The organism is Hoeflea sp. AS60 (assembly GCF_038900115.1).
GTDB lineage: Bacteria > Pseudomonadota > Alphaproteobacteria > Rhizobiales > Rhizobiaceae > Hoeflea.
Window position 1 is genome coordinate 59,234 of the sequence record NZ_JBBMQP010000005.1, and the last position, 23,099, is coordinate 82,332.

18 protein-coding genes and 1 other RNA gene are annotated in these 23,099 nt (G+C 58.9%); 10 read left to right on the forward strand and 9 right to left on the reverse strand.

Annotated elements, in window-relative coordinates:
* Positions 1-378 precede the first annotated feature (378 nt).
* Positions 379-1,881 carry a diguanylate cyclase gene (locus WNZ14_RS21570; protein WP_342870756.1) on the forward strand — a complete coding sequence of 501 codons (1,503 nt, stop codon included), beginning with the start codon at positions 379-381 and terminating at the stop codon, positions 1,879-1,881.
* 33 nt (positions 1,882-1,914) lie between these two features.
* Here the strand turns inward: WNZ14_RS21570 and WNZ14_RS21575 are convergent, their stop codons facing one another.
* Positions 1,915-5,547, reverse strand: coding sequence for a hydantoinase B/oxoprolinase family protein (locus WNZ14_RS21575; RefSeq protein ID WP_342870757.1), 3,633 nt, complete (start codon positions 5,545-5,547; stop codon positions 1,915-1,917).
* Positions 5,548-5,708: 161 nt separating this feature from the next.
* On the opposite strand from WNZ14_RS21575, the gene WNZ14_RS21580 reads away from it, so the two are divergent.
* The 3 genes from WNZ14_RS21580 to WNZ14_RS21590 all read left to right on the forward strand — a co-directional run bounded on the left by WNZ14_RS21580 (position 5,709) and on the right by WNZ14_RS21590 (position 8,632).
* Positions 5,709-6,683, forward strand: coding sequence for a TRAP transporter substrate-binding protein (locus WNZ14_RS21580; protein ID WP_342870758.1), 975 nt, complete (start codon positions 5,709-5,711; stop codon positions 6,681-6,683).
* A 106-nt stretch (positions 6,684-6,789) separates the two neighbouring features.
* Positions 6,790-7,317, forward strand: a complete 528-nt coding sequence (locus WNZ14_RS21585; protein ID WP_342870759.1) for a TRAP transporter small permease — start codon at positions 6,790-6,792, stop codon at positions 7,315-7,317.
* A gap of 10 nt (positions 7,318-7,327) precedes the next feature.
* Positions 7,328-8,632: a TRAP transporter large permease subunit gene (locus WNZ14_RS21590; RefSeq protein WP_342870760.1), complete on the forward strand. Its 1,305-nt coding sequence runs from the start codon at positions 7,328-7,330 to the stop codon at positions 8,630-8,632.
* Between the two features lie 47 nt (positions 8,633-8,679).
* Here WNZ14_RS21590 and WNZ14_RS21595 read toward each other — a convergent pair whose 3' ends face one another.
* Positions 8,680-9,222 carry a winged helix DNA-binding protein gene (locus WNZ14_RS21595; protein WP_342870761.1) on the reverse strand — a complete coding sequence of 181 codons (543 nt, stop codon included), beginning with the start codon at positions 9,220-9,222 and terminating at the stop codon, positions 8,680-8,682.
* Positions 9,223-9,429: 207 nt separating this feature from the next.
* Here WNZ14_RS21595 and WNZ14_RS21600 point away from each other — a divergent pair, with 207 nt between their 5' ends.
* Positions 9,430-10,416, forward strand: a complete 987-nt coding sequence (locus WNZ14_RS21600) for an aldo/keto reductase (protein WP_342870762.1) — start codon at positions 9,430-9,432, stop codon at positions 10,414-10,416.
* Positions 10,417-10,420: 4 nt separating this feature from the next.
* Here WNZ14_RS21600 and WNZ14_RS21605 read toward each other — a convergent pair whose 3' ends face one another.
* Positions 10,421-11,344: a DMT family transporter gene (locus tag WNZ14_RS21605; RefSeq protein ID WP_342870763.1), complete on the reverse strand. Its 924-nt coding sequence runs from the start codon at positions 11,342-11,344 to the stop codon at positions 10,421-10,423.
* Positions 11,345-11,460: 116 nt separating this feature from the next.
* Between WNZ14_RS21605 and WNZ14_RS21610 the strand changes: the two genes are divergently transcribed.
* From WNZ14_RS21610 to WNZ14_RS21620, 3 genes are all read left to right on the forward strand, one after another.
* The gene (locus WNZ14_RS21610) at positions 11,461-12,171 is read left to right on the forward strand and encodes a DnaJ family molecular chaperone (protein ID WP_342870764.1); all 711 of its coding nucleotides are present in this window, start codon (positions 11,461-11,463) and stop codon (positions 12,169-12,171) included.
* Complete coding sequence (locus WNZ14_RS21615; protein WP_342870765.1) at positions 12,168-12,929, forward strand: N-acetylmuramoyl-L-alanine amidase; 762 nt, start codon at positions 12,168-12,170, stop codon at positions 12,927-12,929. Before WNZ14_RS21610 ends, WNZ14_RS21615 begins: the two co-directional genes overlap by 4 nt.
* Before the next feature lie 265 nt (positions 12,930-13,194).
* Complete coding sequence (locus WNZ14_RS21620) at positions 13,195-13,707, forward strand: transglycosylase SLT domain-containing protein (protein WP_342870766.1); 513 nt, start codon at positions 13,195-13,197, stop codon at positions 13,705-13,707.
* A gap of 94 nt (positions 13,708-13,801) precedes the next feature.
* Here WNZ14_RS21620 and WNZ14_RS21625 read toward each other — a convergent pair whose 3' ends face one another.
* The 3 genes from WNZ14_RS21625 to WNZ14_RS21635 form a co-directional block, all read right to left on the reverse strand.
* A complete protein-coding gene (locus WNZ14_RS21625) occupies positions 13,802-15,070 on the reverse strand; it encodes a pilus assembly protein TadG-related protein (protein WP_342870767.1) in 1,269 nt (422 codons plus the stop codon).
* 212 nt (positions 15,071-15,282) lie between these two features.
* Positions 15,283-16,671, reverse strand: a complete 1,389-nt coding sequence (locus tag WNZ14_RS21630; protein ID WP_342870768.1) for an MATE family efflux transporter — start codon at positions 16,669-16,671, stop codon at positions 15,283-15,285.
* A 244-nt stretch (positions 16,672-16,915) separates the two neighbouring features.
* Complete coding sequence (locus WNZ14_RS21635) at positions 16,916-18,145, reverse strand: EAL domain-containing protein (RefSeq protein WP_342870769.1); 1,230 nt, start codon at positions 18,143-18,145, stop codon at positions 16,916-16,918.
* 292 nt (positions 18,146-18,437) lie between these two features.
* Between WNZ14_RS21635 and rnpB the strand changes: the two genes are divergently transcribed.
* Positions 18,438-18,877, forward strand: an RNA gene (rnpB, locus tag WNZ14_RS21640) — RNase P RNA component class A.
* A gap of 62 nt (positions 18,878-18,939) precedes the next feature.
* On the opposite strand, the gene WNZ14_RS21645 is transcribed toward rnpB, so the two are convergent.
* From WNZ14_RS21645 to WNZ14_RS21655, 3 genes are all read right to left on the reverse strand, one after another.
* A complete protein-coding gene (locus WNZ14_RS21645; RefSeq protein ID WP_342870770.1) occupies positions 18,940-19,344 on the reverse strand; it encodes a DUF427 domain-containing protein in 405 nt (134 codons plus the stop codon).
* Positions 19,345-19,532: 188 nt separating this feature from the next.
* Positions 19,533-21,776, reverse strand: a complete 2,244-nt coding sequence (locus tag WNZ14_RS21650) for a molybdopterin cofactor-binding domain-containing protein (protein ID WP_342870771.1) — start codon at positions 21,774-21,776, stop codon at positions 19,533-19,535.
* A 1-nt stretch (position 21,777) separates the two neighbouring features.
* Positions 21,778-22,236: a (2Fe-2S)-binding protein gene (locus tag WNZ14_RS21655; RefSeq protein ID WP_342870772.1), complete on the reverse strand. Its 459-nt coding sequence runs from the start codon at positions 22,234-22,236 to the stop codon at positions 21,778-21,780.
* A 144-nt stretch (positions 22,237-22,380) separates the two neighbouring features.
* Here WNZ14_RS21655 and WNZ14_RS21660 point away from each other — a divergent pair, with 144 nt between their 5' ends.
* A complete protein-coding gene (locus WNZ14_RS21660) occupies positions 22,381-22,944 on the forward strand; it encodes a helix-turn-helix domain-containing protein (protein ID WP_342870773.1) in 564 nt (187 codons plus the stop codon).
* Positions 22,945-23,099 lie beyond the last annotated feature (155 nt).

A 23,099-nucleotide genomic window follows, 5' to 3' on the forward strand; every position in this document is an offset into this window, starting at 1 on the left:
TGATAGCGTTAATACTGTGTTACGGAGGGGCATCGGGTTGCCTTTTGGCGAATTAGTGTTTGGAAACATTGGCTTAAGCGATCTGGGCATAAGCTCGATTTCCGACTGGAGCATGGCCTGGACGGAATTTTCCATCTTCTTATCGGTAAAAGCTTAAAATTTGAAGAATCCCTGTAATTCAGCGTTTACCACATCATTTCCCCGGTCACTTTTTGTTAAGTCTTGGCTGTGCATCTGGTCTTCGGAACAGGAGATTTTGGCATGATGCTAAATTCGTATGTACCAAACGCATGCAAGCGATATGCAATCGCTGGTTTGGTTATCGCAATAGTTACGCCATTGGCGGCTGTTGCTTATGAAATGCTTTTTGGCGCTGGAATGGCGCATGCGGGCTATGAATTTCTGACCAGCCCGTTCGGGATGGCTGCAGTTGCAGCACCTTTGGGAATCACCGCTCTTGTGGCGAGGTTGGGCCATCGTCACGATCGCCTGGCGCGACAGATCCGCAGCGAGCGGGCAGCGACCGAGCAGCTTCGCCAAGCCGCCTACCATGACAATCTGACCGGGTTGCGCAACCGCCACGCGTTGAGCGAGGATGTCGAGCGGATCATTCGCTGCAAGACCAGACAGTCAGCGCCGATGGCGTTGCTGCTGTTTGATCTGGACCGCTTCAAATACATCAACGATACGATGGGTCACGCCGCCGGCGACCTGGTGCTGAAGCAGCTTGCAGAGCGACTGCAGGCCTATTGCAAGCCGGGGCAACGCGTCTACCGGCTGGGCGGCGACGAGTTCGTTCTTCTGTGGGAAAGCGCACCCGGCACCAAGACAATTTCAAGCTTCTGCGATGGTCTCGCAGCCTTCGTGTTTCGCCCGATCGAGAGCCTTGGCGTCATGATCGATACTGCCGGCAGTATCGGCTTTGCGGTGACAGATGAGAACGTCACCGCACTTTCGGACCTTCTCAAGCGCGCCGATCTTGCCCTCTACCATGCCAAGGAGATGCAGGGTTCAAGCCATAGCTTCTTTACCGACGAGATGGACAGGGATCACAGGCAGCGCCAGCAGCTGGCAGCGGACATGCGCGCCGGGATCGCCGGTGGCGCGTTTCATATCGACTATCTGCCTGTGGTGAAGGCCTCTACGATGTCCGTGTCCGGATTTACCGTGCGGCTGCGCTGGATCCAATCCGAGGCTGACGACCTCTCCGAGGGGGAGCTGATGGCGATGGCTGAAGCCAGCGGTCTGATGTTGCCACTTGGGCACTGGATGCTGGAGCGGGCCCTCAAGGATGCAAGCGGTTGGCTCGAAAAGGCTGAAATCACCTTGCCTGTCGCGGCGGTTCAGCTTCGTGATCAGGCCTTTGCCGGCTCCGTTATCGCGGCCCTCGACAAGAGCGGACTTGAGCCCGAGCGCCTGGTCCTCGACGTCGATCCTCATGCGAGCAGACATGAAGGCGCGATCGTGCTGGGCAATCTCGAGCGTTTGCGGGAAAAGGGCGTCAAGATTTCGGTCAGCGAACTTGCAGCCAGCATTGCCGGTCTTTCGATGGCGCGGTCCTTTCCGGTGGACCGGGTTCGTCTGGATCTCGCCAGCATCAGGTCGATTGCCGGTGAAAAGCGGCTGCTTCAGATGCTGACACTGTTTCTGCAGCTCGCCTCCACCGTCGATACGCCCGTCACACTGACAGGCGTCGACAGTTCAGAAGACCTCGAATGTGCTTGCGACGCGGGTGCGGAGCAGGTGCAGGGCGCTATTGCAGCAACGCGGCTTTGCGCGCTGCAGGCATCGCGGTTTCCCATGTCCATGGATGACCCGGAGTTCATTGACACTGCTGAGAAGCCTGCTCCAGCCAAGTCTGGTCAGCTGAAATTTGCCTGACAGAGGCCACGTCTGTCAGGCAGTTTTCTGAATTCAGCCGCGTCCTGCGCCACCCGCAGTCGGCGTTGTCACTATCACGGATTCGCCCGCTTCGAGTACGGTCTGGTCACAGGCCTTCAGGATCTCGATGCTGCCGTCGCGACGCCGCACCTCGGTCGTTCCAACCTGACCTTCGCCGCCACCATCAATGCCCAAAGGCGGGTGGTTGCGGTGTGAGGACAGGATCGCCAGATCCATCTTTTCCAGAAAACGTATCGTGCGTTTGGTGCCGTTGCCGGCGCTGAATTTTCCCTTGCCGCCGGAGCCGTCGCGGATATGGAAATCCTCAAGCTGCACAGGAAAGCGCATTTCCAGGATTTCCGGGTCGGTCAGGCGTGAGTTGGTCATGTGGGTGTGGACGCCCGAGGTGCCCTCGAAGCCGCGGCCGGAATTCTCATAGCCTGCCGGCGAGCCCGAACAGATGGTCTCGTAGTACTGGTATTTTTCATTGCCGAAGGTGAGGTTGTTCATCGTGCCCTGGCTGTTGGCGAGTGCACCGAGTGCGCCGAAGATGGCGTTGGTCACATGCTGCGAGGTCTCGACATTGCCCGCAACAACGGCGCGCGGATAGGCGGGCTTCAGCATCGAGCCTTCGGGGATGACGATCCGAATGGGGCGCAGACAGCCGGCGTTCATCGGGATCGGTTTTTCGACCATCACCCGGAAGCAGTAGAGCACGGCTGCGCGGGCGACCGGTTCGGGGGCGTTGAAGTTGTTCTCCATCGCGTCCGAGGTTCCAGTGAAATCGACTGTTGCCTCTCGCTTTTCGCGGTCAACCGAGATCTTCACCTTGATCACCTGGCCGGTGTCGGTCGGGTATTCATATTCGCAATCGGACAGCGTTTCGATGACGCGGGCAACGCTTTCGGCGGCGTTGTCCTGGACGTGGCCCATATAGGCCTCGACCACATCGAGCCCGAAGTCGGTGACCATCTTTCTCAGATCCGCCACGCCCTTTTCGTTGGCGGCGATCTGGGCCTTCAGGTCGGCGACGTTCTGGGTGACGTTGCGGACCGGGTAGGGGTGATCGGTCAATAGCTCGACCAGTTCCTTCTCCTGGAAGTGGCCGCGCTCGACGATGCGGAAATTGTCGATCAGCACGCCTTCCTCGTCCACCGTGGTGGCGAGGGGAGTCATCGAGCCGGGGGCTGAGCCGCCGACATCTGCGTGGTGGCCACGCGAGGCCGCCCAGAACAGGATCTCGCTGCCGTCATCGGAGAAAACCGGGGTGACGACTGTAATATCCGGCAGGTGGGTGCCGCCGTTGTAGGGGGCGTTGAGCGCAAACACGTCGCCCGGATTGATGTCGCCTTCGTTGAGCCGGATCACGGTTTCGACTGAACGGTCCATGGATCCCAGATGCACCGGCATGTGCGGCGCGTTGGCGACGAGCGCTCCGGTGCGGTCGAACACGGCGCAGGAGAAGTCGAGGCGTTCCTTGATGTTGACCGAATAGGCGGTGTTCTGCAGCGTCACGCCCATCTGTTCGGCGATCGACATGAACAGGTTGTTGAACACTTCGAGCATGATCGGGTCGGCCTGGTCGGCGCCGATGGCGAGCGCCCGGTCGAGCTTTTCGTAGCGGGTCAGCACAACGTGATCGAGGACGTTGATGCGGGCTTCCCAGCCGGGTTCGATGACGATGGTCTGGTTTGGCTCGATGACCAGCGCCGGACCGGCGATCCGGTGACCCGGGCGCAGGCGGTCGCGGCGGATCACAAGCGCATCGTGCCATTCTCCGTTCGCATAGATCTGGCGGGTTTCGCCGCCGTCTGCTTCGCCGGTGGTCATCTCGTGTTCGGGCTCGACGCGGCCATCCTTGCGGTCATCGATGCCTTCGACAGAAATTGCTTCGATGATCACGGTCTTGTTCTGATAGACGAAGCCGAACTGGGCCTTGTGCGCCTTTTCGAACTCCGTGCGGGCAGCATCGAAATCGAAGTCGGAGAAGGCCACGGGAATGGTGGTGTCGGTGCCGTCGTAGCGCAGCTGCAGAAGTGGGCGCCAGCTGATCGCGTCATCCGGCACGCCCTGGAGTTTCAGTTCCTCGAAGACACCCTTGCAGAGCTGATCAATCAGCAATTTGACGTCAACGCGGCTTTCCTCTGCGAGCGGTTTGATGATCGCCTGCTGGCGGCTGGCAAAGACGCTTGCGAGGCCAATGCCGTAGGCTGAGAGAAGGCCCGAGAAGGGGTGGATCAGGATAGATTCCATGCCCAGCGCATCAGCCACCAGACAGGCATGCTGGCCGCCGGCGCCGCCGAAGCAGTTGAGCAGATAGCGGGTGACATCGTAGCCGCGCTGCACCGAGATCTTCTTGATGGCGTTGGCCATGTTCTCGACTGCAATGGTGATGAAGCCTTCAGCGATCTCCTCGGCGGACTTGCCGGGCTGGTCTTTCGCCAGGCCCTCAAACGCCTCACGCACCGTGTCGACGTCGAGTGGCTGGTCCTGCGCCGGGCCGAAGATGGCAGGGAAGAAGTCGGATTGCAGTTTCCCGAGCATGACATTGGCGTCGGTGACAGTCAGCGGACCGCCGCGGCGATAGCAGGCAGGGCCGGGATTGGCGCCGGCGGAATCGGGGCCTGCGCGAAAACGGCCTTCACCCGAATGCAGGATAGAGCCGCCACCTGCGGCAACAGTGTGAATGCGCATCATCGGTGCGCGGATGCGGACGCCTGCGACTTCGGTGTCAAAGGCGCGTTCATAGTCGCCATGAAAATGGGCGACGTCGGTGGAGGTGCCGCCCATGTCAAAGCCGATGACCTTGTCGAAGCCGGCCAGCTTTGCTGTCTCGACCATGCCGACGACGCCGCCGGCAGGGCCTGACAAGATGGCATCCTTGCCACGGAACATGTCGGCTGCGGTTAGGCCACCTGACGACATCATGAACTGCAGTGTGGGGCCGGGTTCGCCCGAAGGCGTGGCGCCAAGAACGCCTGCAACGCGGTCGACATAGCGTCTGAGGATCGGCGAGAGATAGGCGTCAACCACGGTGGTGTCGCCGCGACCGACCAGCTTGGCAAGCGGGGAGACCTGGCTGCTCACCGAGATCTGGGCAAAGCCCGTGCGCTCGCAGGCGCCTTCGACAATGATCTCGTGGATCGGGTTCTGCCAGGAATGCATCAGCACGATGGCGACGGAATCGATGCCGTCGGCGCGGGCCTTGGCCAGTTCTGGCTCCAACGTCTCGAGGTTGGGGCCGCGCACTGCCTTGCCGTCGGCCATGACGCGCTCGTCGACTTCGATCACCCGCTCATAAAGCTGTTCGGGCAGGATGATTTCCTTAGCGAAAATATCCGGCCGGGCCTGGTAGGCGATGCGCAGCGCATCTCGGAAACCCTTGGTAATGACCAGCAGTGTACGGTCGCCCTTACGCTCCAGCAGCGCATTGGTGGCAACTGTGGTGCCCATCTTGACGTGACCGACGCGCTCCGGCGGGATCGCGGTATCCTGATCGATCTCGAGCAGATCGCGGATGCCCTGGATGGCGGCATCGGGATAGGCTTCCGGGTTTTCGGACAGGAGTTTGCGCTGGTGCAAGGTGCCATCGGGCGCACGTCCAACCACATCGGTGAAGGTGCCGCCGCGGTCGATCCAGAAATCCCAAAACTCCGAGCTTGTCATTGGTGTCTCCCTGCACACAGAATTTGCGGTCCGAATATTCCTGTTGATCTTTTCACAAAACGCTGACAAATTGTCAACGTAACTTTTACATCAAGTTGGCTTGCAGGCGCAGGGTCCAGATAAAAGGGTCCGCTCTGCAACGCAGCCAGAGAGGAACAAACATGAACAAGACCATCGGTTTGACGATCGCCGCAGGCATGCTTGCCGCGACACTGACAAATTCCGCGTATGCCACAGACTGGGATATGCCAACGCCTTACCCGGATGCCACATTCCACACCGCCAACATTGTTCAATTTGCTGATGACATCAAGGCAGCAACGAATGGCGGCCTGAACATCACGGTTCATTCGGCCGGTTCGCTGATCAAGCATGGCGAGATCAAGAATGCGGTTCGCGGCGGACAGGTGCCAATCGGCGAGTTTTTCCTGTCCTTGCTGACAAACGAAGACGCAGCCTATGGCGTGGATTCACAGCCATTCATCGCCACCAGCTATGAAGATGCGAAAAAGCTCTGGGACGCCCAGAAACCGGTCATCACCGAACTGCTGGCCAAGCAGAAGCTGATGCCGCTCTATGCTGTGGCATGGCCGCCGCAGGGGCTTTACACGACCAAGGAAATCAAGACTGTTGCCGATCTCAAAGGCCTGAAGTTCCGGTCCTACAATGCCGCGCTTGAGAAGTTTGCGAGCCTTGCAGGCGCTGCACCGACCCAGGTGGAAGTTCCTGACATTCCGCAGGCATTCTCGACCGGTCAGGTCGAAGCCATGATCACCTCGCCTTCGACAGGTGCGAACGGCAAGGCATGGGATTATGTGTCCTATTACACTCCGATAAACGCCTGGGTGCCGAAGAACATCGTGGTCGTCAACAAGGCTGCCTTTGACGCTCTTGACGAAGCGACCCAAACTGCCGTGCTCGAAGCTGCCGCCGCTGCCGAAACCCGCGGCTGGGAGATGAGCATGAAGGAAACTGATACACAGACCGCGGTGCTGAAGGAAAACGGCATGACGATTGTCGAGCCAAGCGCCGAACTGCTTCAGGGTCTGATGGATATCGGCGCACAGATGCAGGCCGAGTGGCAGGAAACTGCCTCCGATGAAGCCAAGTCGATCATGGCTACTTTCTCGCAATAACATCTCTGACCACTGGCGGATTTACCGCCAGTGGTCACGGCAACTGCAGCTTGCTCCACTGGATGCGAGGCGCGGTTCAGGGTGGCTGATTGCAAAGGAGGGTAGTTTGCGCAAGTTGCTCGACGGTATCTATGATGTGAGCGGACTGATTTCAGCCCTGTTGATCGCCGGCATCTGCCTGCTGGTGACCACCCAGGTGATGCTGAACCTGATCACCAAGACCGGCCTGACTGACATGAACCTGACGATCCCGTCCTACGCGGATTTTGCCGGTTACATGCTCGCGGCTTCGTCTTTTCTGGCGCTTGCCTACACCCTCGTTCGAGGTGGGCACATAAGGGTCAATCTGGTGCTGAGGGTTCTGCCAGCCAAGCTTCGGCTTGCGGCGGAAGTGGTGGCCCATATGCTGGGCGCCGGTGTCGCGGGATATGCGACCTTCTACATGTACCGGCTCACGCTCGAATCCTATGAATTCGGTGATATGTCCTCGGGCATCGTCGCCATTCCCCTCTACATCCCGCAATCAACGCTGCTGACGGGCCTGGTGGTTCTCACGGTTGCGATGATCGATCTCACCGTTCAGATCATCCGTTCCGGCGAGCCGGTGGGTGTCGAACAGATGAACACCGAGTGAGGCGCCCGGTATGAGCGATATTGTCACGATCATACTGCTTTTCGTCACTTTGCTGGTGCTTCTTGGAGCCGGCGTCTGGGTGGCGTTTTCGCTGATGCTGACCGGTGCCTTGGGCATGCTGCTGCTTTCCAATGCGCCGATCGGCCCCATTCTGGCAACGACATTCTGGGGGCACAGTACCTCGTGGGCGCTGGCGGCATTGCCGATGTTCATCCTGATGGGCGAAATCCTGCTGCGGTCAAGGCTGTCCCAAGACATGTTTACCGGCCTTTCGCCCTGGTTGAAACGGCTGCCGGGGCGGCTGTTGCACGTCAACATCTTCGGCTGCGCCATCTTCGCCGCCGTGTCCGGATCGTCAGCCGCGACGGCTGCGACGATCGGCAAGATGTCGGTGCCCGAACTCACCGAGCGCGGTTATCCGACAAACATGGTGCTGGGCACGCTGGCAGGATCCGCCACTCTGGGTCTGCTGATCCCGCCGAGCATCATTCTCATTGTCTATGGAGTGGCGACCGAACAATCGATCGCGCGCCTGTTTGTGGCGGGTGTGTTGCCCGGGCTGATGCTGGTGGCGCTGTTTGCGAGCTATGTGATTATCTATGCCTTGCTCAATCCGTCACGAATTCCCCAGGATGACGATGATGACATGCCGTTTCTCGACAAGCTCAGGGCAACCGGGCGGCTGATCCCGGTGCTTTTGCTGATCGCGGGCGTCATTGGCTCGATCTATATCGGCATTGCCTCGCCGACCGATGCTGCGGCTGTGGGGGTCGTCCTGTCGGTGCTGCTCTCATGGGCCAACAAATCCCTGTCCTGGTCCATGCTTAGGGACAGCCTGATGGGCGCCACCGTGACATCGTGCATGATTGCTTTCATCCTTGTTGGAGCGGCCTTCCTGTCGGTGTCGATGGGCTTTACCGGAATCCCGCGCCATCTGGCGGCGTGGATCGCCGACATGGGGCTGTCGCCCTACGCCTTGCTGGCGGCACTGACCGTGCTGTTTGTGGTTCTGGGATGTTTCCTCGACGGCATCTCGGTTGTGGTTCTGACAACCTCGATCATCATGCCGATGATCCTGGAGGCAGGCATCGATCCGCTGTGGTTCGGCATCTATCTGGTCATCGTTGTCGAGATGTCGCAGATCACGCCGCCGGTCGGTTTCAACCTGTTTGTTATCCAGGGACTGACCGGCATCGATATCTTGCGGATCGCCATGGCGGCGCTGCCGTTTTTCCTGCTGTTGCTTCTGGCAGTGGCGCTGATCACGCTGTTTCCCGGCATCGCGACCTATCTGCCCTCGCTTATGGACGGCTGATCTCGCACGCGGTGTGTTTCGGCGCGGTGTCCGCGCCGAGCGCTCGCTTACAGCGAAGTGGCGGCGCGCGATGCCTGGTCGTAAAGGCCTGAGAGCGTGCGCAGGAAGGCTGCGGTCTCGCGCAGGTCCTCTGGACGGTTTTCAATGTGCTTGAGGTTTTCCACCAGGCATTGCTCCCGGATCTCGCGATACTTTTCGCAGAGCAATTCGCCTTCGCTGGTGACGCTGTAGAACAACTCCTTGCCCATCTTGTCACCCTGGATCAGCTTGGCCTTCTGCAGCTTCTTCAGGGCATAATTGACCGTATGGGTGTCTTCGATATTGAGCAGGAAGCAGATGTCGGAAAGCCTTTTCCTGCGGCCGCGGTGATTGGTGTGATGCAGCACCAGGATTTCCAGCGTCGTCAGGCTATCGTGCCCGGCGGCGACCATGCACCTCCCGATCCAGCGGGCAAATCCGTTGTAGGCGAGGATCAGCCCATATTCGAACTCGGACGACTGCCAGCCGTCTTCGGTCGCCAGATGGCGGGAGGAAACGATCATCCCTTGAGGTTTTGCCGACGTCTTTTGGGGCGTTTCGTTTTCATCCATGATCATAACCTCTCCATTACACTGCCAATTCATAGACAAAACCCAAATGAAATCCAACCTTGTTGCGGGGTTTTGGACGGCGTTTCGCAATCGGCCACCCATTCCGGGACACAGCGGCAAGCTTTGGGCTGCCCCAGCTATTGACCGCTCTCTCGCTCACTGCCTATCGTCGCGTCTCATTCAGTGCATCGTGAGGGGAGTAGGCGCATGGATTATGTCCGGTTGGGGAAAACGGGTCTGAATGTGTCGCAGCTTTGCCTCGGTTGCATGAGTTTCGGCACGCCGGGCGGTCCGACCCACCCCTGGGTTATCACCGAGGAGGAAGCGCAGCCCTTCTTCCGCATGGCGGTGGAGAAGGGTATCAACTTCTTCGACACGGCGAACCATTACAATTACGGGGATTCCGAGACGATCACCGGCAAGGCGCTAAAGCAATATGCCCGGCGCGACGAGATCGTAGTGGCGACCAAGGTCGGTTTGCGCATGAGTGACGGTCGGCCCAATGACCGCGGGCTGTCGCGCAAGCACATTTTCGACCAGATTGACCAGTCGCTCACGCGCCTCGATATGGACTATGTCGATCTTTTGTATATCCACCGCCTCGACCCCGACACGGAATTTGACGAGATGCTCGATGCGCTGGAAGCCGTCATCCAGGCGGGCAAGGTGCGCTATATCGCTGCGTCCTCGATGTGGGCATGGCAGTTTGCCAAGCTGCGCGAGATGCAGAAGGCTAGGGGTTACCAGCCCTTCGTCGCCATGCAGAACTTCTACAATCTGGCCTACCGCGAAGAAGAGCGCGAGATGATGCCCTATTGCGCCTCAGAAGGTGTCGGCGTCGTGCCGTGGTCGCCGATCGCGCGCGGGTTTCTCGCTGGCAACCGGCCCAAGGACGGGCAGGCGACCAACCGTGCCAACACCGACAAGATGGCCCTGGGCTATTTCGGATCGCCGCAGGATTACGCGATCCTGTTGCGGGTGGAGAAGGTGGCCGCAAAGCTCGGCGTCAAGCCGGCGCAGGTGGCCTATACCTGGGTGATGTCGAAGCCGTTCGTGACCGCGCCAATCATTGGCGCCACCAAGATCGGTCAGCTTGAAGAGGCTATCGGCGCGCTTGATGTGAAGCTCGACGCTGCCTCGATCCGCCTGCTGGAGGCAGCCTACAAACCGCGCGAGGTGGCGGGGCACAGCTAAGGGGCTAACCCACCTTGGCCTTCCGGCCGCACCAGACGACGAAACCCACTGCGAGTGCGAAGCCGAGCATCACCGGGGTGACGGCTTCTCCGAGCAGCAGGGCGGACAGGCCTAGCGTGACGAAGCTCTGCATGAGCTGCACCTGGCCGACGCGGGCGATGCCGCCGATCGCCATGCCCCAGTTCCAGAAGATGAAGCCGGCGAACATTGAGCCGAGCGACAGATAGGCGAGCGCCATCAATGCGTGGCTGTCAGGCTGGTGAATGCCGGTTTCGAAGGTCAGGAACGTGCCTGCCATTGACAGCGGCGACACCACCACTAGCGCCCAGCTAATGACTTCCCAGCCGGGCCGGGTGCGCGCGAGCTTGCCGGAAATGACATAGCCACAGGCAGCAGACAGCGCGGCGCAGGCCAGAAACAGATCGCCAATGCCTGGCTCGATGTCGGCGCCCGACAGCGAGAAGATCATCACCAGAGCGGCACCTGCAATGCTCCAGGCCCAGAACGCGAGACCGGGGCGTTCGCCGCCAAACAGGGCGGCAAAGGTGGCGGTCATCAGCGGCAGCACGCCGAGCACAACCCCGCCGTGGGAGGCGGGCACGGTCTGCATGGCGACACTTGAAAACGCCGGGAAGCCATAGACCAGCAGAATTCCGGCGGCGAAGAGTGACATGGCATGCTCGCGGGGAAATCGCTTTCCAAGCAGCAACAGTGTCGTGCCTGCGACCACTGCTGCAATGACCGCACGCGCAAACGTGATGAAAGCGGGGGAAAAGCCTTCGAGCGCAAGCCGCGTGGCGGGCAGGGTGGCGCCAAAAATGACGATGCCGATAAAGCCGATCGCCATGCCGGCGAGCGGGCGTAAGGGAGCCGCGGAAACGGGAGGATTGGGTGTGCCGGTCATGCGATCGGCAGTACGGCGCAACATGGCCGGGGTCCAACGAATTCCCGCGATGGATCTGATTGCTGACGCTGATGGATCGTTCACCGATTGTGCGCCGTGCGATACTCGATTTTTGTGACCAAATCGCGTAATAACAAATCATGTCTTTGTTCAGCCGCCTGTTTGACGTCATCGGCGTAACCGCTTCCACCGCCTTTTCAGGCGTTATGGAAGCCGTGCGCACTGCGTTTGCCGGTGATCCGGAAACGCGGCGCAAGGTGGCTTTTTCGGTCGCGGTGATTGCGCTGTCTGCGAAGATGGCCAAGGCTGACGGCATTGTCGCCCCGGAAGAGGTACAGGCTTTCCAGGAAATATTCGCCATTCCGCAAGCCGAAGCCCAGAATGTGGCGCGGCTCTATAATCTCGCCAAGCAGGATGTGGCCGGATACGAGGCCTATGCCCAGAGGGTCGCCGGCATGTGCGGTTCGGGTGAGGCCAACTGCGCCATGCTCGAGGACGTTCTCGACGGGCTGTTCCATATCGCCAAGGCCGATGGCGTCATCCATCACAAGGAACTCGAGTTCATCGCCAATGTGGCCGATATCTTCAACATCGATGAAGCCTATTTTGACCGCATCATGGCGCGCCATGTCCATCCGGACGGCATCAATCCATATGCTGTCCTCGGACTGGCCGAGACGACGCCGTTCCATGAAGTCAAGAAACGCTACCGGGCACTGGCTTCCGAAAGCCATCCCGACCGCCTTCGGGCCCGCGGCGTGCCTGAAGAATTCCTTACCATTGCCAATGACCGCATGGCAGCCCTCAATGACGCCTTCGCGGTGATCGAGAAAGCCCGTGCCGCCGCATGAGTGAGTTTAAGCCTGATTTCAAGTCCGCTCATGTGCGTTCTTCGCCCAATTATGGCGAACGCAAGGATGGTCGCAAGCCGGATATGCTGATCCTGCATTATACCGGGATGTCCACGGCACAGGCAGCACTTGACTGGCTGTGCACGGAAGAAAGCCAGGTTTCGTCACACTACTTTGTCGATGAGGCGGGGCTCGTGACCCAAATTCTGCCCGAGAGCGTGCGAGGCTGGCATGCCGGACAAAGCTGCTGGAAGGGCGAGACGGACATCAATTCCGCCTCCATCGGTATCGAGATCGCCAATCCGGGGCATGAAGCGGGGTCGCCGCCATTCGAGGATGCGCAGATCAAGTCTGTGGTAGCGCTCTGCCGTGACATTATTGATCGCAATGGAATTGCCGCCGAACGGGTGCTGGCACATTCCGACATTGCTCCGATGCGCAAGCAGGATCCGGGCGAGAGATTTCCCTGGGGCCTGCTCAACGGCGAAGGTATTGGCCATTGGGTCGAGCCTCTGCCGGTCGGCGGCGGGCGGTTTTTCCAGGAAGGTGATGCGGGGCAACCGGTTGAGGCGCTGCAGACGATGCTGGCGCTCTACGGCTATGCCTTGCAGGTTGACGGTATTTACAACGCCGAGACGGCTGCGGCTGTTCGAGCCTTTCAGCGACATTTCCGTCCCGCGCGTGTCGACGGCATCGCCGATGCCTCGACCATCGGGACGTTGCATCAGCTGCTTTCATCGCTGCCGACGGTCGCGTGATTTCGACGTTGTCTGACGAGATCAAACGGCGTTTGTCATGCCCAATGTTACACTCTGACATCTAAATTTATTGCGATGCAGCATTATTCGGGTTGCCTGGCCTTAAATTCGCCAGCCTGCGCCTTGATTGAGTTGGCTTCCACGTACGGAGCGAGCGACGGCAAAAGCCTTCCGCGGTTCCGGGCTGACAAGCAACGCGCCAGGGGTATGTCCCGTCCTCGTCTATGAACGGTTGGGCATGGCGCCATCGGAGTGATTTTACAATATGCGTCTTTTTTTCACGGCTGCCGCGGCGGCCTTGCTCTCTGTTGCGCTTTCGGGCTGCGAAACCAGCGGAACCTCGAAGATGACAACGGGTTCCATTTCGACAAGCAACATCAAAACCGCCGGCATGAGCTTCGGATACTCGACGCGGCCCTATGGAAAATTGATCTCCACCTATGCCAAGACCAACGGTGTTCCCGAAGCTCTGGCCCATGCGGTGATTTCGGTGGAAAGCAATTACCGGCCCAACGCACGCGGATCGGCAGGGGAAATCGGACTTATGCAGATCAAGCCGGCGACTGCACGGATGATGGGCTACCGCGGCTCCGCCAAAGGGCTCTACAATCCCGAGACCAATATCAAATACGGCATGCTGTATCTCGCCAAGGCGCACCAGCTGGGTGGTGGCACGACCTGCGGCACCATCCTGAAATACAATGCCGGACATGCTGCCAAACGGATGAACCCGGTGTCAAAGAGCTACTGCGGCAAGGTGGCCCGCTTGATGAAGTAATCCGGTTTCAGCCTGATCTGGCACTGCCTGACGTTCGAGTATCCAACCCTCAACGTCAGGCAAGCCATTTTGTTCCAGACAATTTTCAAAAAGTTCAGCGAACCAGACGGACGACGCCTCCGGCACCGCCAGAACTGCCAGCGCCGCCTCCATCATAGGGCGACAGTTTCCAGTTTGCCGAGTTCATGATCAGGGTGTTGACGACAAGGGAGATCTTGTTGGTCTGGTTGGTGGTGGAATTGTAGACCGCATCGCGGTTGGGCAAATGCATGATGCCGGTCAGATTTTCGCCCTGCGACCCGTTGAAGACATATTGCTGCTTCTGGGCATTGTTGGCGGCATCGGATGTCTTCTCAAACATCAGAATTCCGGCGTAGGCGCCCGATGTTGGGGCTGATGCGGTGAATTTAAGACCGCCGTTTGCGCGGATTTCGCTGTAAACGTCAGGGAAATAGAAGGTTACGCCTTCGGCCGTAACCGTGGATCCGGAGTTGAGGATCATGCGGCCCTTGATGATGTGCAGGCCTGGCTTGAAGGTGACGTTCGGGCTCCCATTGAAGGTCGTATTGCAATGGACGCCGGGATTGAGCGAGAAGGTGCTGCCGCTCATTGCGCCCTGGGTGACGCAGGCGGAAGGAACGCTGGGCTCAGCGATCTTGCCGGCGTAAGGGTCGTCCGCGGCCTCGCATTTGACCTTGAGGTTGGTCAAGGTACCGCCATTCTTGATGTAATTTGTTCCCTTGACGCAGAATTTTGCGGTTTCAATGGTCGAGCCGCCGTTCATGATGAAGGCAGGGGACGAGGTGGAGTGAACGTGAACCTCGCATTCCTTTGCATCGAGATTGGCGCCGCTGTTGATCAGCACGGCCTGGCTCTTGTTTCCAAGCACGTAGATGCAACCTGCCGCAGCCGGGCTTGCGCCGCCGGTTTTTATGGCCGTCGAGGTGACACTAATGGGAATATTGTCGAGATTGATGATGCTGAGGAAGGCGGTCGGATGCGGCATCCGCAGCGTCCCAGTGAGGCTCCCGTCACTGTTCTTTTTGACGACAAGCGACATGCCGGCTTCGGCCATCTCGATGTCTGAAAGCCCGGACTCCGAAAATTCGGTTATGTAGGTTTGTGCTCTGTTGAGTTGCGCCTCGCTTGTCGTCTCGTGCACAGCCGCCAGAATGGCTGCATCCAATTCATCCTGAAAGCGGGTTTTCTGACCAAGAGCATTGACGATGTCCACCATACCTCCGGCGACCAGGATCAAAAGCGGGATCAGCAAAGTGATTATAATGCCGAAGTTGCCTTGCTGGTTTTCAGAAAAGGTGTTGAATTTCTTGACGAGCTTGGAACACAATTTGTCAAATAGCATTTTGGAAACGCTCTCCTGAAATAAAAATTGTTACCTAAAAATTTATTGTTTCGTACCTACCTCATTGGATGCAAAATTCGATTAAGTTGATGTTGCAAATATAATTGATTTCATTGACTAAATTTTTAGAACTTGGCCGCTGCGGCTTTGGTTGACCAGCCTTTGCCGGCGGCACCCGATGCGGGGCGCCGCCGATTGCTTGGGCCGTTATGTCAGACGCCGTTTTCGAGCAGGCCCCATCGCTTGCCGACGCTCCTGCTCCGGTGCCACAGGACAATTACGGTCAGTGTGAGTACCAGCAATTCAGCTAACATGCCCGCGTACCAGATTCCGGGTTCGCCGAACCAGAACGGCAGCACAAAGGTCAAAGGCAGCGCGAACAGATAGGTCCGGGAGAGGCCGACAAGTCCGGCGCGCGGTGCATCGCCAATCGCCTGAAAGTAGGAACCGATCATCATCAGCGGTCCGAAGAGAACCATCGTGATGACTGTATAGGGCAGGATCCGGCCGATCTCGCCGATGATGGCCCGGTCCTCTACAAAGATGGACCCGATCTCGGAGCGCGTGGTCAGAAAGATCAGTTCAACGATTGCGCAATAGATCAGCGCCAGCCCAAGCGCCAGGATGATGCTTCTGTCGGTTCGATTTGCCAATCTGGCGCCGTAATTGTTGCCGGCGATGGTCTGGAAGGCCATGCTCATGCCCAACAGAGGCAAGAAGCTGAAAGTAATCAGCCGGGTGATGATGCCGAACGCGCCGGCAGTTGCGGCGTAGCTGTCTCCAGCCCAAAGCTGAAGGCAAAACAGCGTCAATCCGGCTGAGAGCGCCAAGCCGATGTAACCCAGGCTCGATGGCGCCCCGAGTGCCAGGAGTTCGCCCCAGTGGTTGGTTCCAGACCAAAGTGGTGCTCGTTCGGAAGTGCGTCCCGGCTTGCGTGTCCGCCGGAAGAGGACCACCGCCGACATGGCGCAGAGTTGCGCCAGCACCGTTCCGTAAGCCGAGCCTGCGACGCCTGCGCCAAATTCGACAATGAACAGGTAATCGAAGGCGATGTTGAGTAGCGCCGACATCAGCGTGATCGCTGCCATTGCGGTTAGCAAGCCTTCGCTGCGCAGGGCTGCGATGTTGATGGCCAGCACAAAGACCAGCGGCGAACACAGGACCAGGATGGAAATATAGGTGTGGCCCATGCCTGCAAGTGCGGCATCACCGTTGGCAGCCATGAGACCAAGCGTCCTGCCAAGGATCAGGAACAGTGCGATCAGCACCGCACAGACGACCAGGGCCAGTTGGACGGCCTGTGTAAAAACAGTGCGCGCCAGATAGCCCTCGCCACCGCCGAGCAGCCGGGCAAAGACGCTGGCAAAGCCATTCGACACCAGTGTCGAAAGCGCCACCAGCAACATGTAGAGCGGGAACATCAGCGTGACCGCCGTGAGCGCGTCGGCCCCGACATAGGCGCCGAGAAAATAGGCGTCGACCACGGTGAACAGGCCATTGACGCCCATGACGACAATGATCGGTGTAGCGGTCTTGGCGAAAAGTGCCGGCAGCGGGCCGGCAAGGTAGATGTTGTCTTGGGGTGTAGACAATCCTGTCATCACAAACCTCTTTCAGTGTCTGGATGCGGATAAAGAAGGGTGCTCGCGTTGCCATCAGACCGCATTCAACTGAAATCGGTGGATGAAAAATAATGCGAAGGACTTCACCATGGACGAGCCAGCGAGCGGCAGGGGCCTTCACCCTGTCGCCCAGTTATTTCCACGGCTGTGGTTTGTCAATCACAAAGCAATGCGCAGTCCAGTCCCCGGGAAATGATCCGTCCCTCAGCGCCGTCGCCATTTGTCAGGCGCTGATGGCCACTTCCAACTTGGGCCCCAGGGACATTTCGAGAGCTGCAGACAGTCCTGCCGGCTTGCCGAGCAGGTAACCTTGGCCGAAAGGCACGCCCAGCAGGTTCAGAGTGGCCATTTCGGCCTCGGTCTCAATGCCTTCGGCAATGATGACGCTGTTGGTCTCGCGGGAGAAGAAAAGCAGCGCTGAAGCCAGCGCACGCCGAGCCGCGTCACTGTCGATGTCGCGGGTCAGGGTCATGTCCAGCTTGATGGCATCGGGCGCAAGCGAGAGAATGTGGTGCATGCTGGCGTAGCCTGCGCCCGCGTCATCAATTGCCAGTCGAACACCCAGCTTTCGCAGAGGCGCCAGGGCTTCACTGAGTGTTTGGTAGTTTGACACCGCGTCATGCTCGGTGACTTCGAGAACAAGACGCGACCCGGTTGCCTTGTCAATGAATGCCTCGATGCCGCCTTTGATGATGGTGGATGGCGAGGCATTCACCGACAGATAGACGTCGTTCGGTAGCTGATCGAGCGCCCCGAGAGCCGTCTTGATGACTGCCAGCTCCAACCGGCTTCCAAGGCCTGCAGCGTGTGCGTCGGCGAACCATTTGTCGGGTGAAACATAGGGTTCGGATGAAAACCGGCACAGAGATTCAAAACCAGTCACGCGTCTCGTCGAAAGATTGACGATCGGCTGAAAAACACAGCGGTAGGATTCCTCGTCAAGCACGGCTTCAATCAGCGCACGATTGTGCTCGAGCCGCCGGTCATTCTTGACTTCCGAAATGATCTGAGAGCCGACCAGATCGGCGAACACGTGCATGATCTCGAGATCGCGCTGATTGAGAGTTGGTTGGGCGCCTTGGCTGAGGCAGCAAAACATACCCAGCGTTTCGCCGGACGCGGAGGTGATAGGAACGCCGATATGGGCGCCAACAGGCGCGAGCCGGCTTATGGGGATGGACATTGCCAGTCCGTAGTCCGCCGTGTCGGGTATAAGTTCCGGCAGGCGCCCTGCGAGAATATGACCGCAGTAGATATCGTTGAGGTTCATAAAAACCCCAGGCCTTATTGGCGTGGCTGGGTCCGCGGCATCAACGGCCTCAAACACCGCTGTATCTCCCTCTATCCGGGCGACGTAAGCGACTTCCATGTTGAGGTGTTTCCGGATTGCTTCAAGCGCGGTCTGGATCGCCTGTGGAGAATCAATACCGCCGGTAAAGAAATTTTTGAGCACGTTCTGGAACCTCTGATGACTATTCGAAGCCTGCCTCGAACGATCCTGATTTGTATATCTTATAGATTAAAGGGCAATTAAGGTTGTTATGTCGGTTCGGATCAACCAATTGGTGAATTTATGCTGTTGTCGTTCAAAAACGGGCGGCTTAGCCTCTTGAAGCTTGCCGGGCACCCAAGTTTTCTCGTGGCAAGTTTGGCTTTTTCGATTGCTGTACTGCAGATCAGGACTTCCAGCTGAACTAACAACGTCTGGCTGGTCATATGGTTCCCGGTGGTCTAAGGAGAGCGCGCCAGTCGGCCGGGCAGCCGCTCCTTGCAACGTCGAAAGACAGCAGGGGGAGGAAAGTCCGGGCTCCACGGATAAACGGTGCCGGATAACGTCCGGCGGGGGCGACCCCAGGGAAAGTGCCACAGAAAGTAAACCGCCCCGCCTTTTGGTTGCCGGCGCCTGATTGCAGGTTTGGCCGGCGATGAGATGGCGGGGTAAGGGTGAAAGGGTGGGGTAAGAGCCCACCGCGCGACCGGCAACGGAAGCGGCACGGTAAACCCCACCGGGAGCAAGACCGAATAGGGATGACGCAGGGCGCAAGCCCGGCCCTTTTCCGGGGTTGATCATCCGGGTAGGTTGCTTGAGGTGCGCAGTAATGCGTATCCCAGAGGAATGGCTGCCACGTTTTGGCTCGCAAGGGTCAAGGCCATACAGAACCCGGCTTACAGGCCGACTGGCGATTTTTCTTTCAATATCGGAACTTCGGAGCTGGCCGAGTGCCCGCCGGGGAACGGCTCTCCGGATCAGTCGCCTTCCGTGATCTTCACCTTATCGGGCCAGAACGCAAAGTGTCCGGCGAGTTGTTTGGAACCCTCAAGCGGCCGGTCGTAGGTCCAGGCGATTTCGTCGCCGTTGAAAGTGACGTAACTAGCGTCGCCCTTCAGCGGGCAGTGGGTTGATTTGTCGACAGGTTCGAGACTGCCTACCACGTCTGATGCAGGGATGTAGACGGCGGGGTCATAGAGGGATTTGCCCATCTCCATGACGCGGAGTGCGTTTTGGGTCTGTGCAATCAGGGCATCGCCGACATGGACCCTGACTGTGCGCTTGATCGGGCGGATGACCATAAGGTGGTTCGGGTTGGAGGGGTTTCGAATGGCACCTTCCAGCGATGGGAAGTTGCTGTCTTTTGAAGCTGATGTTTGCATCTTGTCACGCGTCTTTCCTGCTGGTGCCGCACGGCGGCGTGGGCTCAGAGTAACAGTAAATCCGGTGTCTTGATATGCTGGCCTCGCCCGGTGATGGTTCTGTTCCTGAGCTGTTGTCAGCGTACAGCGGAACCCGTGTTGAATGCCCCGGCCTTGCTGCCGGGGCGGATTTTCAAGGCGAGATATTCTCAGGCGAAATCGACGAATTTGCTGAACGGCATTTCCCTCAGCCGCGTGCCTGTCGCGGCGAATATGGCGCCTGCAAGTGCCGCCGCTGCGGGCGGTACCGGCGGTTCGCCGATACCATAGACATGTTCGCCGTTTTCCAGCCCGCGGACCTCGATCTGAGGGCATTGATACATCCGCATGCCCTGATAGCTGTCGAAATTGCTCTGGTCGGCAATGCCGTCGGTATAGGTGATTTCGCAATTCATGGCGTGGCCGAGCGCGAAGACAACGCCGCCCTTGACCAGATTGTCGAAATTGACCGGATCGACAACGGTGCCCACTTCGGCGGCGACATAGGCCTTGTCAATCTTCATGCCGTATTCGGTGCTGGTGACCTCGATCACCTCGGCGCAGTGAACACCGAAGGACTGGGTCAGCGCCACGCCGCGGCCGCGACCATTGCCGAGAACGCCGTCCCATCCGCACATTTCCGCTACAGCCTCGAGCACCTTGCGTGCGTCGGGATTGTTGCAGAGCCGAAGTCGCTCCTCGAGGGGATCTGCTCCAGCGGCATGGATCAGTTCATCGAGGCCTGCATTGTAGAAAAAGCCGTTCGATGAGGCGCCGACCGAGCGCCAGGAGCTGATTGGCGCGAGTTCGGGCGCGCGGTAGCCGGTGACGCGGTGATTGGGGATGGCAAAAGGCTGGTCCCATGCGCCCGATACAATCTGGCTGTCGGGGCCGGGCACAGACAGGCCCTGACGGCCCATCTGGGAGACCACGACCGACGGCATGGCGATGCCCAAATCATAGGTCTCGACCTTGCCGTCCCTAACCACGCCGCGCATCCGCGCCATCGCGATCTGGCGGGTGAAGTCATGACCCATGTCCTGTTCGCGTGAATAGGTGAGCTTGACCGGTGTTCCCTTCATCTGGACGGCGATCTCGGCGGCCTGCTTGACCACCTCATCCTCCAGCCGATGGCCGAAGCTGCCGCCCATGTAGAGCGCATGCACCTTGACCTTTTCAGGCTCGATACCGGCAATCTTGCCGACATTGTTCTGGATGAAGCGCGGGATCTGGGTGCCAGTCCAGACTTCCGCACCGTCATCATCAATCCGCACGATGGCGTTGATCGGCTCCAGCGGTGCGTGGGCCAGATAGGGGGCGCGGTATTCTGCGCTGACGAGATTACCGGTTTCGGCGATTGAGATCTCGACGTCGCCGTCGTCACGCTTGCGGCTGTCCTGCGACTCCTCACTGAAGCTCGCTGACAGCGCAGCCCAGTGTTCGTCCATCGTGGCCGGAAACGGCGCCGGGCCCCATTCCGCCTCAACCATCTCGGCTGCCTGAAACGCGCGCCAGGTGTTGTCGGCAATGACCGCAACGCCGCCGGTTATCTGAACCACCTTGCTGACGCCACGCATTTTCAGCGCTTCGCTGGCATCAAAACTGATGATCGGGCCGATCTGGGCGGGATTGAGCTTGATCGCCGCATGCACCATGCCGTCGACCTTGTGGTCGATGCCGTAATCGAGCGTGCCGGTGGATTTGGCAATGATGTCGACACGCTGCATCGGCTTGCCGATCAGCCGCCATTCGGACGGCGCGCGCAAGGCGACTTCTTGCGGCGGTTCGATGCCAGCTGCCAGCGGCGCCAGCTCGGCATAGGACAGCGATGATCCGTCGGGCAGCAGGACCATGCCGGCCCTTGTTTTCATCTCCGCCACCGCAACGCCTGATTTTTGCGACGCGGCCAGTTTGAAGGTTTCACGCGCCACGGCACCGGCCTGGCGAAGCTTGACGAAACCGTCGGGCACCGTTGTCGATCCACCGGTGATCTGCATGCCGATGAGCTTCATGACTGCCGAGAGAAAGCCGTAGGCGGCGTGATTGCCGATGCCGTCGCCCGGAACCATGAATCCGGCCGCTTCATCAGCCAGCGCCGTGTTCCAGTAGGCAGGCGAGGGCGGGCCGGGATCGATCTTCACCTGATCCAGCTCGACATCAAGCTCTTCGGCAATCAGCGCTGCCTGCACCGAGTAGGCGCCCTGGCCCTTGTCGGCGCGCGGGGTGATCAGGGTGACGCCGTCGGCATCAATGCGAACGTAAGGCGTGATGGCTGCTTGCCCGTCGCCCAGATCCGCCAGCAGCGGATTGTCATGCGGGCGCTTGACCATATAGGCGCCGAAGGCGACGCCGCCCGCGACAGCCACGGATCCGATCAGGAAGGCGCGGCGGGTGAATGTTTTCAAACGGCCCATATCAAGCGCTCCGGATTGTTTTGGCGGCGGTCTTCACGGCTTCTCGAATACGCGGATAGGTGCCGCACCGGCACAGGTTGCCACTCATGGCGTCGTCGATGTCCTCGTCGCTCGGGTCGCTGTTGTCCGACAGAAGGGCGGCGGCTGACATCATCTGGCCGGATTGGCAGTAGCCGCACTGGGCGACCTGATGTTCGATCCAGGCAGCCTGAACCGCGTGCAAGGCGTCAGGTGTGCCAAGGCCTTCGATTGTCGTGACCTCGCCCTCGAGATCGCCGACCGGCTGCTGGCAGGAGCGGATGGCAACGCCATCAACATGGACTGTGCAGGCGCCGCACTGGGCGATGCCGCAACCGTATTTTACACCGGTGATACCGAGTTCGTCGCGCAACACCCACAAAAGCGGCATCTCGGGTTCGACATCGACCTCACGGACTTTTCCGTCTACGGTCAGCTTCATCGGCTTGCCTCCATCAGCAGCAATCGTCGATACATAAGAATGCAGTCCAGCCGGGATCGCGGAAACGACGAGCGCAAACCATGATCCCTGTCAGGTCTGAGAAAAACATTTTACAATTATACAATAAATGTCAAGTTGTTTGATATGAATGATCGTGATCAAAAAATTCTGGATGCCGCCATCGAGGTCTGTGCGCGCTATGGCGTGCGCAAGGCAACAATGGGTGATATTGCCGAGCGTGCGGGCATTTCAAGGCCGACCCTTTATGCGCGGTACGCCAACAAGGAGGAGATCGTGGCGTCTGCGATGATGCTCATTTCCCAGCGGGTGGTCAGCGAAGTGACCGATGCCTGGCGTTCTGCGACAACGATCAGTGAGCGTATAGACATCTTTCTCGACTGCGCCATTGTCAGATTTTTCGACCAGATCAAGCAGATGCCGGATGCCAGAGATCTGATGGCCGGTTACTGGAATCCGGAAACGGCGACCCAGCACCAGGTCGAACAGGGCAAGATCGATTTGCTGGCAGTACTGTTTGAAGAGCGCAGGGAGGTACTTGTTGCCCACGGTACCAGCCCGGCGGATCTTGCCGAATTCTTCTATGCCAGCTCTTCGAGTTTCAAGTTCACTGCCCGCAACGCCGCGCAGCTTGAAAACCTGCTTGCCACACTCAAACGCGGCACCATGGTGCTTTTGGGGGAAGAGTGAAGGTGAAGCGCGTATCTGTCTGACTTGAAATGAACAAATTCACGCTGGGCTATGCCCTCAGGCACCGATAGCTGGTCGCCGCGGCTGGCGTCTGCCCATAGAAAACTGCCGAATGGATGGTGCGGCAAGGGCCGACGGAACGCCTGTTTTTGCAA

Coding starts and splice junctions, on each gene's coding strand:
- WNZ14_RS21570 (WP_342870756.1), top strand. CDS start 379: ATGGCGCATGCGGGCTATGAATTTCTGACCAGCCCGTTCGGGATGGCT.
- WNZ14_RS21575 (WP_342870757.1), bottom strand. CDS start 5,547: ATGACAAGCTCGGAGTTTTGGGATTTCTGGATCGACCGCGGCGGCACC.
- WNZ14_RS21580 (WP_342870758.1), top strand. CDS start 5,709: ATGAACAAGACCATCGGTTTGACGATCGCCGCAGGCATGCTTGCCGCG.
- WNZ14_RS21590 (WP_342870760.1), top strand. CDS start 7,328: ATGAGCGATATTGTCACGATCATACTGCTTTTCGTCACTTTGCTGGTG.
- WNZ14_RS21595 (WP_342870761.1), bottom strand. CDS start 9,222: ATGGATGAAAACGAAACGCCCCAAAAGACGTCGGCAAAACCTCAAGGG.
- WNZ14_RS21600 (WP_342870762.1), top strand. CDS start 9,430: ATGGATTATGTCCGGTTGGGGAAAACGGGTCTGAATGTGTCGCAGCTT.
- WNZ14_RS21605 (WP_342870763.1), bottom strand. CDS start 11,344: ATGTTGCGCCGTACTGCCGATCGCATGACCGGCACACCCAATCCTCCC.
- WNZ14_RS21610 (WP_342870764.1), top strand. CDS start 11,461: ATGTCTTTGTTCAGCCGCCTGTTTGACGTCATCGGCGTAACCGCTTCC.
- WNZ14_RS21615 (WP_342870765.1), top strand. CDS start 12,168: ATGAGTGAGTTTAAGCCTGATTTCAAGTCCGCTCATGTGCGTTCTTCG.
- WNZ14_RS21620 (WP_342870766.1), top strand. CDS start 13,195: ATGCGTCTTTTTTTCACGGCTGCCGCGGCGGCCTTGCTCTCTGTTGCG.
- WNZ14_RS21625 (WP_342870767.1), bottom strand. CDS start 15,070: ATGCTATTTGACAAATTGTGTTCCAAGCTCGTCAAGAAATTCAACACC.
- WNZ14_RS21630 (WP_342870768.1), bottom strand. CDS start 16,671: ATGACAGGATTGTCTACACCCCAAGACAACATCTACCTTGCCGGCCCG.
- WNZ14_RS21645 (WP_342870770.1), bottom strand. CDS start 19,344: ATGCAAACATCAGCTTCAAAAGACAGCAACTTCCCATCGCTGGAAGGT.
- WNZ14_RS21650 (WP_342870771.1), bottom strand. CDS start 21,776: ATGGGCCGTTTGAAAACATTCACCCGCCGCGCCTTCCTGATCGGATCC.
- WNZ14_RS21655 (WP_342870772.1), bottom strand. CDS start 22,236: ATGAAGCTGACCGTAGACGGAAAAGTCCGTGAGGTCGATGTCGAACCC.
- WNZ14_RS21660 (WP_342870773.1), top strand. CDS start 22,381: ATGAATGATCGTGATCAAAAAATTCTGGATGCCGCCATCGAGGTCTGT.